The sequence below is a fragment of the Streptomyces sp. NPDC048277 genome (assembly GCF_040652235.1).
GTDB lineage: Bacteria > Actinomycetota > Actinomycetes > Streptomycetales > Streptomycetaceae > Streptomyces.
This window is the reverse complement of sequence record NZ_JBEZLQ010000003.1, coordinates 589,856-604,587: the sequence shown is the minus strand read 5'-3', so window position 1 is coordinate 604,587 and position 14,732 is coordinate 589,856. Positions and strand designations below refer to the sequence as shown.

At 71.1% G+C, this 14,732-nt stretch carries 10 protein-coding genes; 3 read left to right on the top strand and 7 right to left on the bottom strand.

Annotated features, from left to right (window positions below; genetic code table 11):
• Positions 1 to 111: 111 nt before the first annotated feature.
• Positions 112 to 1,563, bottom strand: coding sequence for a cytosine permease (locus tag AB0D85_RS10275; protein ID WP_362316575.1), 1,452 nt, complete (start codon positions 1,561 to 1,563; stop codon positions 112 to 114).
• 232 nt (positions 1,564 to 1,795) lie between these two features.
• Here AB0D85_RS10275 and AB0D85_RS10270 point away from each other — a divergent pair, with 232 nt between their 5' ends.
• On the top strand, positions 1,796 to 2,599 hold the full coding sequence (locus tag AB0D85_RS10270) for a serine hydrolase (RefSeq protein WP_362316572.1): 804 nt from the start codon (positions 1,796 to 1,798) through the stop codon (positions 2,597 to 2,599).
• Between the two features lie 85 nt (positions 2,600 to 2,684).
• On the top strand, positions 2,685 to 3,860 hold the full coding sequence (locus AB0D85_RS10265; RefSeq protein ID WP_362316569.1) for an AI-2E family transporter: 1,176 nt from the start codon (positions 2,685 to 2,687) through the stop codon (positions 3,858 to 3,860).
• A gap of 17 nt (positions 3,861 to 3,877) precedes the next feature.
• On the opposite strand, the gene AB0D85_RS10260 is transcribed toward AB0D85_RS10265, so the two are convergent.
• The 4 genes from AB0D85_RS10260 to AB0D85_RS10245 all read right to left on the bottom strand — a co-directional run bounded on the left by AB0D85_RS10260 (position 3,878) and on the right by AB0D85_RS10245 (position 10,472).
• Complete coding sequence (locus AB0D85_RS10260) at positions 3,878 to 6,100, bottom strand: nitrate- and nitrite sensing domain-containing protein (RefSeq protein ID WP_362316566.1); 2,223 nt, start codon at positions 6,098 to 6,100, stop codon at positions 3,878 to 3,880.
• Positions 6,101 to 6,688: 588 nt separating this feature from the next.
• Entirely contained in the window at positions 6,689 to 7,489 is an 801-nt protein-coding gene (locus tag AB0D85_RS10255) for a thioesterase family protein (protein WP_362316563.1), read from the bottom strand.
• A 255-nt stretch (positions 7,490 to 7,744) separates the two neighbouring features.
• On the bottom strand, positions 7,745 to 8,659 hold the full coding sequence (locus AB0D85_RS10250; RefSeq protein WP_362316560.1) for a YceI family protein: 915 nt from the start codon (positions 8,657 to 8,659) through the stop codon (positions 7,745 to 7,747).
• Between the two features lie 73 nt (positions 8,660 to 8,732).
• Positions 8,733 to 10,472, bottom strand: coding sequence for an FAD-dependent monooxygenase (locus AB0D85_RS10245; RefSeq protein WP_362316557.1), 1,740 nt, complete (start codon positions 10,470 to 10,472; stop codon positions 8,733 to 8,735).
• Positions 10,473 to 10,687: 215 nt separating this feature from the next.
• On the opposite strand from AB0D85_RS10245, the gene AB0D85_RS10240 reads away from it, so the two are divergent.
• Entirely contained in the window at positions 10,688 to 12,409 is a 1,722-nt protein-coding gene (locus tag AB0D85_RS10240; RefSeq protein ID WP_362316554.1) for a helix-turn-helix domain-containing protein, read from the top strand.
• Between the two features lie 76 nt (positions 12,410 to 12,485).
• Here AB0D85_RS10240 and AB0D85_RS10235 read toward each other — a convergent pair whose 3' ends face one another.
• Both AB0D85_RS10235 and AB0D85_RS10230 read right to left on the bottom strand, forming a co-directional pair.
• Positions 12,486 to 12,965 carry a DUF5990 family protein gene (locus AB0D85_RS10235; protein WP_362316551.1) on the bottom strand — a complete coding sequence of 160 codons (480 nt, stop codon included), beginning with the start codon at positions 12,963 to 12,965 and terminating at the stop codon, positions 12,486 to 12,488.
• Positions 12,966 to 13,074: 109 nt separating this feature from the next.
• Positions 13,075 to 14,412, bottom strand: a complete 1,338-nt coding sequence (locus tag AB0D85_RS10230) for a jacalin-like lectin (RefSeq protein ID WP_362316548.1) — start codon at positions 14,410 to 14,412, stop codon at positions 13,075 to 13,077.
• Positions 14,413 to 14,732: the final 320 nt, after the last annotated feature.

Here is a 14,732-nt window from a genome sequence, read left to right as displayed (position 1 = left end):
CAGCGTCACCGACCCGGTGGCCAACATCACCGCGGCCGCCAACTACGCCGCCCACCGCTACGGCTCGATCGACAACGTCAACTCCGCGTACTGACGCGGGCCGGACGACCGCTAGGGCTCGCGGTGCTCGTGCGCCGCTCGCTCCAGCATCTCCGCCTCCGCCTCGGCGACACGTGTCTCCGCCTTGACGTCGATCGAGCGGGTCAGCCACCAGTACAGCAGCGCCGAGACCGGCAGCCCGATGAACAGGGAGATGTCCGCGCCGTCGAGGGCCTTGGCGGCGGGGCCGACGAAGAGGGTGCCGACGGAGAAGAACGGGATCATGGCGGCGAAGCCGACCAGGTAGGAGACGATCCCCTGCCAGCCCCAGCGGCCGTAGATTCCGTTCGGTTTGAAGATCTCGGCGATCGCGTAGTGCCCCTTGCGCACCACGTAGTAGTCCATCAGGTTGACCGCGGTCCACGGGATGAACAGATACAGCACCAGGAGCAGGAAGTTGTTGAAGTTCGTCAGGAAGTTGGACGTCGCGGCGAGGGCGCCGACGAGCGAGAGCACCGCAGTGAGAACGAGGGTGAGCAGGCGCACGCCGAGTGTCGGGCGCACCCGTTTGAACGAGTCGATCGCGCTGATCAGGGTGAGTGAACCCCCGTACATGTTCAGCGCGGTGACGGAGATCAGCCCCAGGGCGGAGAACAGCAGGACGACCGCCCCGAAGCCGTCGAAGATCTTGTCGCCGGCCGCGTTGATCGACGGGATCGTGTCGAAGCTGTCGCCCGCCCAGGCGGCCAGCAGCGTCCCGAGCACCATCAGCCAGATACCGCCGAGCGCCGAGCCGAAGTAGGTCCAGTAGAACGTCTTGCGGACCGTCACGTCCGGCGGCAGGTAGCGCGAGTAGTCCGACACGTAGATGGCCCAGCTGATCTGGTAGCCGGCGACCACGCCGAACTGGGCCAGGAACGGCGTGGCCTTGAAGCCGCTCAGGTCGAACGAGCCCGCCGGGTAGTGCAGGGTGAGCAGCATGCCGACGGTGAAGATCCCGAAGATGACCAGGAACGTGTACGTCAGGACCTGCTCGGCCTTGTGGATGATGTCGTAGCCCACCAGCGCCACGACGAGCGCGATCACGGTGACGACGGCCACCCACAGCTTCACGCTGCCGTGGATCGTGGTGTGCAGGGCCTGGCCGGCCAGGATCGTGTTGAACACGTTGAAGCCCGCGTACTGCACATACGCGAACAGCCACACCAGCAGCGCCCCGACGTAGCCGAACTGGGGCCGCGACTGGATCATCTGCGGCAGCCCCAGCTGTGGCCCCTGCGCCGAGTGGAAGGCCATGAAGAACGTGCCGATCAGGGTGCCCGCGACGATCGCCAGCAGCGACCAGATCAGGTTGCCGCCCTCGGTGATGCTGATCAGCCCGACGGCCAGGGTGGCGATCTGCGCGTTGGACATGAACCACAGGGGGCCCAGATGCCACAGCTTGCCGTGCCGCTCGTCCAGCGGCACGTAGTCGATGGACCGGACCTCCAGACCGCTCACCCGCGGTTCCGCCGATGTGCTCATGGCACCTCCCAGGGGCCAGGTCCGCCACTCTGACCACATTCTTCCCCCGGTCGGGGCCGGTTGAGGCATGCGGAATCCGTCTTCCGCACACCGGAAAATGTCGGCGCGTCCACCCCTGTTGCTCTGCTCACAAACCGGGCCTTTCGTGGCGGCGGTCATGTCGCGGGGCGCGCATTTTGTCTACGTTCGCAGATCTGTGTCCCTTCCACGTGAAATGCCGAGGCCCCCTGTCATGCTCAACCGCACCCTCTCCGTCGCGGCCACGGTGGTGACCCTGCTCGCCGGAGCCGCGCCTGCGGCCATGGCGGCGGGCACCGGTTCGGGTCCGGCCGACTTCCGCACCGCCGTACAGGCACAGGGCGCGGAGCGCGTGACCGCCGCCGTCGTCGACCTGGACGGCACGGGCCGGGAACCCTCGGTCTACGGCGACGACACGCCGTACGACACGGCGAGCATCGTCAAGGTCGACATCCTCGCCGCGATGCTGCTCCACGCGCGGGACCACCAGCGGACCCTCACCGCACGCGAGAGCGCCGCGGCGGAGGTGATGATCCGCAACAGCGACAACGACGCGGCCAGCGCGCTGTGGCATGCCATCGGCCAGGCCCCCGGTCTGGAGTCGGCGAACAAGCGGCTGGGACTGACCTCGACCGTGGGCGGACCCGGCGGTCTCTGGGGGCTCACCCGGACCACGGCGAGTGACCAGATACGACTGCTGCGCGCGATCTACGGCACCGGCGCCACGGCGCTGGACACGGCGTCCCGGAGCCGTATCAGCACCCTGATGACGGAGACAGCCGCCGACCAGTCCTGGGGAGTCTCGGCCGCCGCCGACTCCGGGTGGGCGCTGAAGAACGGCTGGCTCATGCGCACCACCACCAACCTGTGGGACATCAACAGCGTCGGACGCGTCACGGCCGGCGGACACCACTACCTCGTCGCGGTCCTCTCCGACGGCAACGCGTCCATGCCGGACGGCGTGAACCTGGTGGAACGGGCCGCCCGCACGGCCGTCTCCGCGACGGCGGCCCACTGACCCCCTTGGCCCAGTGCACCCCGCCGCCCGCCCGGATTGCCCCTAACGTGCACTAGGGGGACGGAGGCCGGCAGCGGGAGGTGCGGTGGCGGGTGCGGGCGGGCCGGCGGCCGGGCGGGGCCGGGCGCGTCGGGCGCGTGGCGCGGGGCCGGGCGGCCGGGCCGTACGCGCGGCGCGGATCCCGAAGCGGACCCCTGATCCGCGCACCGGCGCCTCCGTCGGCGCCGTCGTCGTCCCCGCCCTGCGGGTCGCCGCCGGCTACGCCTGGCGGCTCATCGTGGTCGGCATCGTCGTCTACGGCGTCTTCATCGTCCTGGGCCGCTTCCAGCTGATCGCCGTGGCCCTGTTCCTGGCCCTGGTCATCACCTCGGTGCTGCGCCCGCTCGCCGACCTGCTGAGCCGTCGGCTGCCCCGGCCGCTGGCCGTAGCCGTGAGCCTGGTCGGCAGCATCTGCCTGTTCCTCGGGCTGCTGGCCCTGGTGGGCAACGCGGTCGCACAGGAGTCGTCGACGCTGGCCGACGAGTTCCGCGGCGGCATCCACCGCATCGAGGTCTGGCTCCGGCGCCCGCCCTTCCGGCTCGGTCCGGGCGCCCTGTCACACCTCCAGCAGCAGGTCGTGAACTACATCCAGTCCCACCGCTCCAACCTGCTCAACCGGGCGCTCAGCGGCTTCGGCACGCTCGTCGAACTGGTCACCGGGGGAGCGCTCGCCCTCTTCGCCTCGGTCTTCTTCATCCACTCCGGCGAACGGCTGTGGGGCTGGACGAGCCACGAACTGCTGCCGGTCGCCGCCCGGCCCGCCTGGGACCGCGCGGGCCGGGCGGCCTGGCTGACGTTCTCCGGATACACCCGCGGCATCATCATCGTGGCCGGCACCAACGCCGTACTGGTCGGGGTCGCCCTGTTCGTGCTGAGGGTGCCGCTCGCGCTGCCCCTCACCCTGCTGGAGTTCTTCGCCGCGTTCGTCCCGCTGGTCGGCTCACCGGTCGCGCTCGGCGTGGCCACCGTCGTGGCGCTGGCCGGGCGCGGACCGCTCACCGCCGCCGCCGTCCTGGTCCTCATCGTCGTCATCGGCCAGTTGGAGGGACATGTGCTGCACCCCCTCGTGATGAGCTGGGCGGTACGGCTGCACCCCCTCGTCGTCGCCGTCTCCGTCATCGCGGGCAGCATCGTCGCGGGGGTGATCGGCGCCGTCGTGGCCGTGCCGTTCGTCTCCGTGGTCTGGGCGGTGGTGCGGGCCCTGCGCCCCGTGCCGCCCTGACGTCCGGGCCGGGGGCTTCAGCCGTCCTTGCCGGGGCGGCGGCCGCGCTTGGGGGCGCGGCGGGGCAGACCGGCCGACGCGGACGGCGCGGGCGCTTCGGTCGCCCGGGCGGCGGACGGCGCCGGGAGGTCGGGGTGCCCGATGCCGTCGTCCCAGGCCTCGTGCCCGCTGAACGGGTCGGCGGGCCCGTTCGCGAGCAGGGCCGCCAGCCCGGGCGTGGTGTGTGCCTTGAGCGCCGCCAGGGCCAGTGTGTCGGAGTCGGACTCCGTGCCGCTGCTCCAGGTGATGGTGCCCGGGAGCATCACCAGCGAGGTCGTGCCGGACTCCGCGGAGGCCGGCCGCAGCTGGACCCGGATGCCGTGCCGGTCGGCCAGCCTGCCGACCACGAACAGGCCCATGTGCTGGTAGACGTCGGCGTCGGCGGTCGGCGGATTCGCCAGCTTGTGGTTGATCAGCGCGAAGTCCTCGGGCACCAGGCCGATGCCCTTGTCATGGATCTCGATCATGATCCGGGTGTCGGGCAGCCGCGTCGCCGTGACCCGGACCCTGGAGCGTGGCGAGGAGAACGCGGTGGCGTTCTCCAAGAGCTCGGCGAGCAGGTGCACCAGGTCGGTGACGGCCCGGCCGTGGATCTCGGCCTCCGGGACGCCCGCCAGGTCGATCCGCTCGTACTGCTCCACCTCGGAGGCGGCCGCCCGGATGACGTCTACCAGGGGGAGCGGGCGGTCCCACTGCTGGGTGGGCCGCTCGCCGCCGAGCACCAGGAGGTTCTCGCCGTTGCGGCGCACCCGGGTGGCCAGGTGGTCCAGCTTGAACAGGTTCGCGAGCTGCTCGGGGTCGGCCTCGCGGTCCTCCAGGTCGGTGATCAGGGCGAGCTGACGCTCGATCAGGGACTGGTTGCGGCGGGACAGGTTGGTGAAGATCGTGTTGATGTTGCCGCGCAGCAGCGCCTGTTCGGCGGCGAGCCGGACCGCCTCCCGGTGCACATGGTCGAAGGCGCGGGCCACCTCGCCGATCTCGTCCGTGGTGGTGATCGGGATCGGTGAGACCTTGGTGTCCACCTGGCCCGGCACGGCCTGGGACAGCTGGGTGATCACCGCCGGCAGCCGCTGTTCCGCGATCTCCATCGCCGACGCGCTGAGCCGGCGCATGCCCCGGCTCATCGAGCGGGCCACCCACGCGGCGAGCAGGAAGGCCACGAGTACGGCGCTGAGAGCGAGCGCGCCGTTGAGGATCGCGTCCCGGCGCGCCTCGTCGGCGATGCTCCGGGCGTTGGCGAGCGCCGTGTCGGTGAGATTGACCTCGATACCCCGGTAGGCGTCGAAGGCGAGCGCGGACGCGGCGAAGAACGACTCCGGGGTGATGCCCTCGGCGGCCAGCTCCTGGGTCGGCTTGCCGGTGGCGATCTCGCTGAGCATCTTGGTCAGCGCCGGCGGCGTCACGAAGGCCTGCCCGGCCGTCTTGGCCTCCTGCGCGGCCTTGGCCGTCTGCGCGACGCCTTTCTTCTGCGCGTCCGCCAGCGCCGCGCGCAGCCGGGTCATGTCCCCGGCGGTACCGGCGCCCGCGTACTCCTGCAGGCCCACCTGCTCCAGGTAGACATAGGAGCTGAACGAGCCGAGCTGGGTCTGCAGCTCCCCCTCGCCGAGCCCCTCGCGGTCCTCGACCAGCAGATGTGTGCCGATGGAGCGCACCAGGGACTCGGCCGCCTGGGTCAGGGAGATGGCGTAGAGAGTGCGGCCGAAGCTCGCCTGGTTGTTGCTGCCGAAGCCCAGTTCGTTGGAGATCTCCATCAGCGGGTGCTGGACGGCGTGATAGCTCTCCTCCGTCTGCACCCCCGACAGCTTGGACGTGAACGCGGCGGCCCGTACCGCCGGCAACTGCTTCTCGCCCTCCCGTACCAGCGCGATCCGCCGGGTCAGGCCCGCCGTCTTCGGCGCGCGCTCCACCGCCTGGTCGAACGCCTTCGCGTCCGCGTCGGTGACCTTGCGCGCCGCCACCACGGCCGGTGCGTTGCGCTTGCCCTGCAGCAGCGGGATGACCGACACGTCCCGTTCGTTGATCGCGTCACTGGCGTAGGCGTTCGCCGCCTGCACCAACTCCGCTACACGCACGGCGTCGTTGGCGTCCTGCAGGGTGTCGATCGAGTTCTTCACCCGGACGCCGCCGAGTGCGAGGGCGACGAGCACCGGGATGAGCAGAATGGCCTGGAGGCGTCTTGCGACGCGCCAGTTGCCGGTCACGGGTCTGAGCTTGGACAAGGCCGTCCCATTTCACAACAAGATTGGTGCGCGGGCTGCTCGCAGCCCGACGTTCAGTGGCCAAGTTCTAACACCCAGCGATCGGCTTCGACTGGTGTTTGGGTGAAGCGGTTTCGGCGAACTGGTACAAAGCTCATCCAAAACCGTCGATGGCCAACGCACGGATCACCGGGCGGGCGGCTGGTGCCCGGCGACCCGTCCGACAGGGCGAACGGTCAGCGCTTTCCCCAGCGAAAGGCCGGGGTGGGAAACGGTGGCGCGGACGGTGGCCGGCGCATGCCGCTCCCCGGCCGGGTCGGCGGAGCCGCCGCTCGCCCCGCCCCCACAACAGACCGACCTCCCCGCCGCACACCACGTCCTCCGCGCGTCCTTCTCGTCGATCATGCAGACCGAGATCCAGCCACACACGCCGGCCGCGCAACCGCACAGGGCGCGACCGGCCGACCGGCACGTCCGCACCCGGTACCGCCGCAACCCTTCGCCCGGCACCACCGGCAGGGCCGCCACCGGCAGGGCCGCCCCCGGCAGGGCGCGCGGACGACGCCCTTCCGACGGGCGGTGCCGTCGGGGCTACGGGGCGGGGCGGACCGTGAGGATCTGCTGGGCGTGGCCCACCGGTCCGTCGAGGTCATGCAGGACGGTGCTGGTGACGCCCTGTCCGGACGGCCCGAAGGTGACGGTGGTGTCCAGCCCCGTCCACGCGCCTCGCGGTTGGCGGTGGAGATGGACGGTCAGATCGACGTTGGGGAACATCCACGCCGTGGGCGGCTGCCGGACGGCGATGCCGTTGGCGGTGTCGACCAGGGCGAGATACGAGGCGACCGGACCGGCCGGGACGCCGCCGACCAGGTCGAGCGGTGTGGAGACCCACGCGGTCGTGCGGCCCGGCCGGGGCGGTGCCACCGGGCGGACGTCCACGGAGGCGATGTAGCCACCGGGCCAGACATCCGACATCCGCCAAGGGGCAAGCTCCTCCGGCGGGGTGAGCCGCTCCTCCGGCCCGCCCGCGACCGCGGCGGTGTCGAAGCCGGCCAGGAACCAGGCACGGGCCCGGACGACCGGGCGGCCGGCGATCCGTACGACGGCTTCGAGGAGTTCGATGGTCCGGCCCGGGCGGACGGTCTCCACCTCGATCTCGCACTCGTCGAGGGCGAGGCGGCCGAGGATGTCGTAGCTGATCCGGGACAGCACCAGGCCCTCGTCCCCGCGGTCGGCCCGATGGCGGTCGATGACGTGTGCGACGAGCCCGCCCAGCGGGCTGAAGTGCTGCTCGTCCGTGTTCCAGGCCCCGCTCGCGTGCTGCGTCGGCTTGTAGCTGCGGTCGTCAATGGCCTCGAAGTAACTACCCGGGGACGTGGTCGAGCTGCTCAACGATCGTGTCTCCTTGCGAGTCGGTGCCTTCAGCGTGCCGCCGGGCCGGGGCGGCCGAGGGGGTGAGCACGTCCTGTCGTACACAACCATCGTCTCGCAGAAGCCGTGACAGGTGATTGCGAACATTGCCCGGAAACGCCTCGCGCGTGCAATATTCTTGCCGCGGATACGAGGGACACGGGCAATTGTTCCCGCGCCGGAGTCGGGCACCGCTGCGGCGGAGGAGTCCACCGGCCGCCGCGCATGCCGTGATCGTCACTCCGGCGGCGTGGGCGTGTCGGGCGATCGGTACATCGCCTGGACGTCCAGCTCCAGTTGCACGGTCGGACCCACCACCGCGATGCCCCGGGCCAGCATCGTCCGCCAGTTGAGGGTGTAGTCCTCCCGGTGCAGCTCGGCCGTGGCGAGCGCGGCGCAGCGCAGTTCCTCGCCGTAGCCGCCGTTGACCGTGCCCAGATAGGTGGTGTCCAGGGAGACCGAGCGGCTGACCCCGTGCATCGTCAGGGTGCCGGCGAGCGTCCACTTGCTGCCGCCCCGGTAGGCGAAGCGGGCGCTGACGAAGTCGATGTACGGATACCGCTCGACGTCCAGGAAGTCACCCGAACGCAGGTGGTTGTCCCGTGTCGTGTTCCCGGTGTTGATGCTCGACGCGTCGATCCGCACCCGGACGGTCGACAGGCTCATGTCCGGTGCGACGTCGATCGCGCCGTCGAACCGCTCGAAACGGCCGTGGACATGGGCCATGCCGACATGCGTGGCGATGAACCGGATCGCGGTGTGCGGTGGATCGAAGACCCAGCCCCCGGTCGGCGGCAACGGCAGCTGCCGGGCCGGCTGCATCCGGATCCGCGTGGGCGCGGGGCAGAAGTCGGGGACGATCTCGACGGTCTCCCGGTGCGGATCCAGGCCTTCGGCGACGATCAGCATGCTGTAGCGGCCGGACGGCAGCGCCGCCATGAAGAAGCCGAAGGGATCGGTCGTGCCCCGCGCGGTCACCTGGTGGGTGTCGAGCGCGGTGACCGTGACCTCCGCACCGCCGAGCGGCTGGTCCACGGGGTCCAGGACGGTACGGGCGACGCCGCCCGCGCCGGCGGGGAGGGGCAGGGTGAGACCTGCGGAGCGGGCCGGGGCGTCCTTGGACCACCGGCGCCTGAGCAGCCCGAGGGCCATGCTGTTCACCTTTCGTGAGTGTGGGGGGCACGGAGCGGCCGGGTCGCCGCCCGTCCGGCCCCGCGGGGACGGGTCAGTCTCGGCCGAGGATCCGGCGCAGCGCCCGGGTCAGCAGTTCTTCCGCGTTCGGGACGGCGGCCTGGTGCCGGAAGGCGACGTACCCGTCCGGGCGTACCAGCAGCGCGCCCGAGTCGGACACCTCGCTGAGCCGGGCCCAGTCGCCGTACGGGTCCTCGTACTCCTGACCGGGGCCGATGACGACCGTCACGATGTCGAGGTCCTGGGCTCGCGCCGCGTGCAGCCAGGCCTCGCCGCCGATGCCGGTCAGCAGGGTGAACCGGCCCTGGCCGACGGTGTCCAGGGTGGACACGGTCCGGGTGCCCGAAGTGATCCAGGCGTGCGGGAGCCTGGCGCCCGGGCGGGAGCTGGGCTGGTGGTACAGCTCCGGGTCGCGGGCGAAGCCGGGGTCGGGGGTGCCGTCGGGGACGATCGCCGCCGAGTCGTAGCGCTGGTTGAGGTCGACGCCGTGCGCGTTGAACTCGTACACCTTGTACGCGATCGCGTCCCGCAGCCGCGCCCGCTGCTTCTCGGCCGCCTCGGTGGGCTCCTTGCGGCCGGCGATGTTGGCCCACAGCTGCTCGGGTGTCTGCGGCGCGAGTCCGTCCAGCGCGTCGAAGATCGGAGCCGTCTCGCCGATCGACTTGTTGGCGCGGGTCACGATCTGCCTGCCGACAGGCGCGCGTTCGGCGGTGTAGCTGTCCAGCAGGCGCGGGTCGGCGGTGCCGTCGAGGACCAGCTTCAGTTTCCAGGCCAGGTTGTAGGAGTCCTGGATGGAGGTGTTCGAGCCGAGCCCGTTGGACGGCGGGTGCCGGTGCACGGCGTCCCCGGCGCAGAAGACACGGCCGTTGGAGTAGGTCTCGGCGTACATCTCGTTCACCGTCCACGCCGAGGACGACCTGACGGTCACCGGTATCTCGTCGTCGCCGATCAACTGGCGGACGACGGACTCCGCGTACTCGGTGGTCAGGTCGGGGGCGCCCGCCGTGACGTCGTACCCCCACACGATCAGCCACTCCGTCCACGGCCGGACGCAGCGCACCAGGCCCGCGCCGATGCCGCCGACGGTCGCGCCCGGGGCCAGCACCCAGTACAGGGTGGACGGGCGGTGTGCGGTGTACCTGCTCAGGTCGGCGTCGAAGACGATGTTGATGCTGCCCGCGACCCCCATCTGACCGCCCATCGGCAGCCCGGCGTCCTCGGCCACCTGCGAACGCCCGCCGTCCGCGCCGATGAGGTACTTGGCGCGGATCGTGTACTCGTCGCCGCGTACCCGGTCCTCGACGGTGACGGTCACACCGTCCGCGTCCTGGGTGAACGACTTGTAGACGGTGCTGTAGCGCAAGACGGTGCCGCGCGCGACGGCCGCGTCCACCAGCACCGGCTCCATCAGGTGCTGCGGTATGTCACACATCAGCGTGGGGCTGGCCAGTTCGTGCGCCGCCTGCACCAGCGGTTCGTTGCCCCACGACCGCACCCGGCCCAGCTCCTCGCCGGCCAGGCTGGTGCAGAAGGTCGTGTTCCCCATCAGGTGCTGCGGGGTGGCCTTCGCGCGTGCCTCCCGCTCGACGCCGAGGTCGCGCAGGACCTCCATCGTGCGCTGGTTGGTGATGTGGGCGCGCGGGGTGTCGGCGAGGCTGGCATAGCGGGTGACGACCATGTTCGGTACGCCGTAGGTGCTCAGGGCCAGGGCGGCGGAGGCGCCGGCCGGGCCGCTGCCCACGATCAGGACGTCGGTCACGACATCGGTGTGCACGGGGAACGCTCCGGGGGGAAAGGAGAGGACGGAAACCGACCGTCCAAGATCATGAAACGGTCCGGGCGTTCATGGGTGTCTCAATCCGAGACACGCGGTGCACGGCATCCGGGGCACACGGTGTACGACATCCGGGACACGCGGCCCACGGCGGAACGCGGCGGGACCCGCCGGTCGTTGCTCCTTCAACTGTTCCCGGTACGGTGAGGAGCGCCATGACCACCGCAGAGCATCCCCCCACGGCCGGCCGGCAACCCCCGACCCGTCCCGCCCTCGGCCAACTGCGCCGCGCCCGCGCCCGCTTCCTCGCCGGGCACCCCCTGCCCGAGGACGTACCGGACGAGGTCGCCGCCGCCTGGCGCCGCGCCCGCTTCTACGGGGTACGGCACGACTCCGCGGGCCCCTTCCCCGCCCGGGCCCTGCGGTCGCCCGACCCCGCGCTGCTGGAAGCCGCCCGGCCGGTGCTGCGGCGGCTCGGCCCGGTGCTCGACCACGAGCGGGCCACGCTGGTCCTCACCGACGCGCGGCTGCGTGTGCTGTGGGCCATGGGGCACGCCCCGGGCGACGTGTCCTGCCCCGACCTCTCCGAGCAGCGGGTCGGCCCCAACAGCGCGGCCCTGGCCCTGCGTACCGGCCGGCGGGCCGAGGTACACGGTCCCGAGCACTTCCTCGACGTGTGGCAGGAGGTCTCCGCGGTCAGCGTGCCGCTGCGGGCGCCCGGCCACGGCAGGCCGGTCGGCACGGTCACGGTGGCGTCGGCCCTGTGCGGCGGCCGCGCCCCGCACCCGCAGGCGGCCCTCGCCGAGGCCACGGCCACCGCGGTGGAGGCGGAACTGCGCGGGCACGCCCGGCCACCCGAACGGGTCCTGCTGGACGCCTATCTCGGGGCGTGCGAGGGGCCGGACCGGCCGGTGGTGGCGTTCGCCGGACACAGCCGGCTGGTGAACGAGACGGCGGGCCGGCTGCTGTCCACACGGGACATCGAGGACCTGGAACGCGCGGTGCACGCGCTGCTGCGCCAGGACGGGCCCGGCACCGGGCTCCCGCGCGACGCGGAGGTCGAACTCGTCCGGCATCTCGGCGAGACCGTCGGCGCCGTCGCCGTGCTCGCCCCGAGGCGCGCCCCTGAACCCGCCGCCCCGGCCGGACGGTTGCCGACCGCGCTCGCCGGACATTCGGTGCCCTGGCGGCACGCCACCGAACGCGCGGCCGAACTGGCCGCCACCCACGCCCCGCTCCTGCTCGTCGGTGAACGCGGCACCGGAAAGACCTCCCTGGCCCGCGAGTTGCTCGGCGAGAGCGACCCGCTCGTCATCGACGCGGCCGAAGGGAAACTGTACGAGTCCCTGCCCGCCGCACCCCGCCGACTCGTCCTGCGCCACGCCGAGCGCCTCGCGCAGCCGGACGTGGCGGCGATCGTCGCCCTGCTCGAAACCCGGCCCGGCACACCCCTGTTGGTCACCTACACGCCGGGGGCACCGCCCGGCCCGTGCCTCCAACGGCTCCTCGACACCCTGGCCGCCCGCTCGGTCACCCTGCCCGCGCTGCGTGAACGCACCGAGGACATCAGGGAGTTGCTCACCGCCGTGGCCCCGGCGACCGTGCCGGGTCAGCCCCCGCTCACCTGGACACTCGACGCCAGGCGGGCGCTGGAACGGTACCCGTGGCCCGGCAACGTCACCGAACTCGCCCATGTCGTACGGTCCTTGGCGCAGCGCCGCCGGGCGACCGGGCCGGTCCGGCGGACCGAACTGCCCGACCCCGTACGCGAAGGCCCCGCGGGGCGCCCGCTGAGCCCCATGGAGAACGCCGAACGCACCGCCATCCTGGAGGCCCTGCGCCGCCACGGCGGAAACAAGGCGCGCGCGGCGGCCGCCCTGGGCATCGGACGCGCGACGCTCTACCGCAAACTGCGCGCCTACGGCTCCCACGCGTAGTCGTCCAGCCGGGCTGACGGGCGGCCGCCTCGCCGCCCGCCGCCTCCTCACCGGCCACCGAAACCTCGTCGACCGACTACTGCGAGGCCCTGGGCTGAGTCCCGGCGCTCCAGTCGACGACCGGCGGGACGACACGTGCGCACAGCGGCATACCGCGGGAGTCCGTCAGCCCGAGGCGGCCGACGAGCAGGCCGGCCCGCACCGCGGCCTCGACCACGGGATCCGGGACGGCGCCGAGCATCAGCTTGGCCCGGCGGAACATGGTGAAGGCCCCGTCGGCGTCCACAGTCCCCCAGGACAGATAGACGAACCGCCCGCCCGGACCGCCCTGGACATAGGGCCCCTTGATGTCGACACCGCCGGCCGAGACCGCCGTGGTGCAGGGCAGGGTCCAGCACGCGGACACGGCGTCACCGGGCTGTGGGTCGAGCAGTTCGGCGGGCCGGTTGCGGCGCTGCACGGCGACATGAATGGCGCGGTACTCGCTCACGCCGCTGTCCGCGGGCGCCGGGCAGGAGCGTCCGGGCAGATCGGTGGCGTCGATGCGGATGTGCATGACGGCCATCATCACCGATCGACCCTGGGGATCGGCCACATCCTCGACCGGGTACACACCGGCCGGCCGGCGGACCGCTCGTGACGGTTCGCCGGCCGGCCGGGCGCGGTCAGCGCTTGGTGTAGATGAAGCCGACCTTGTCGAGCTCGTCACCGGAGCGGCCGTGGAAGCCGGCGATCTGCCAGCCCGACGGCGCGGTGCGGGTCACGCAGTCCGAGGTCGTCGTGCCACCGGCGAGAGTGTTGCCCAGGTTGGTGGTGAACTTGGCGTAGAAGATGCGGGTGGTGTTGTTGTACTTGCCCTCGCACAGGTACGCCGTGGTCACGTACTCGCTGCTGCCCAGCGTCAGTGAGGACGCGGTGCCGCCGGTGCCGCCGTGGGTCAGCGTCGTACCGTCGGCGAGGTTGATGCCGACCTGGTCGACGCGGGAGCCGGAGCGCAGCGAGATGCTGGTGGCGCGGGCGCCCGCGGCCACCTTGTCGATGTCCTGGTAGTAGTCGCCGTGCGGACCGCCGAACTGGTCGCTCAGCTGGAAGTTGGCGTTCTGCGACCAGGAGAAGCCGACCGTGATCGGGTCGTGGTCGGAGAGCATCAGACCGTCGCTGGTCAGGAACTTGGCGTGCTCGTTGTTGTACGAGGTCGCGTTCAGGTTCACCAGCTTGCTGCTGCGGTACAGGACCTTGTCCACGACCTCGCAGGTGTTGGGCACGGTCGCCGCGGTGTCGTCACAGACGAGCGCGTCGCTGCCCTTGGCCGGCGCGCTGCCGCCGCGGATCAGCTGCACCCAGGCGTCGGTGAGCCCGTTGTTGGAGGCGAACTCCGCGATGGTGTCGGCGGAGCGGGTGTAGCGGGTGTTGGTGTCACCCATGACCACGACGGCGTTGCCGGCCGAGTGGGTGCTGATGAACGAGGTCAGCTGGCTGAGGTTGTCGGCCCGGGAGGCCTCGTCGCCGTCGTTCGTGCCCGCGTTGGTGTGCAGGTTGTAGAAGTCGACGTAGACGCCCTCGGCGAGCCGCTCGCGCATGAAGGTGAAGCCCTTCGGCGTGAGGCAGTCGCCGGAGTCGATCTGGCAGGAGTTCCAGCCGTCCCGCTCGAAGTCGTCCGTGTCCCAGGCGTAGTTGGAGACGGTGTTGAGGCCGCTGCCGATGCCCGCGCCGCCGCTGGTCGCCGTGCGGTAGGGGTGGGTGTCGGTGGCGTACAGGTACGCGTGGTAGTTGAAGTCCTCCTGGACGTTCACGATGTCGTACGGCGCGATCCGCTTGCCGATCTCGGTGGTGCTGGTGTCGCGCGGTGTGGGTGCGCTCGACAGGCCTTCGGGAAGCCCGGCGACGTTGTACGTGAGCACGCTGAACGTGCCGGAGGTGGCCGCCGCGGCCGGAGTGGCCGTCGCCGTGAGCCCGCCGAGGGCGGCCACCGCGGCCGCCAGGCAGGCAACGAGTCTGCGCATGGGGGTGTCTCCTACGGGGAGGGTGTGCGCTGAGGGGAGTGAGCATGCCAATGAGGCACGCCAAAACGTATCGGCAAACGCTTTCTCCCGACCCCCTCTTGTTACCAACCAGTCGGAAAATTCCGCGTGACACCCAGAAGATCAACTTCCGCTCACGGGTTCGACCGGGGCGCTGACTGTTACTCACTTTCGGGTGATCAGGGCCCCGTCCGTCCGTTCACTCGTTGGTGTCAGAGGCCTTTGTCCGTGGGGAAGAAAGGGTCGAAGAGGCGTCAAATCCGTGCATTCAACTAATAAATGGACGTTACATGCGAGAGTCA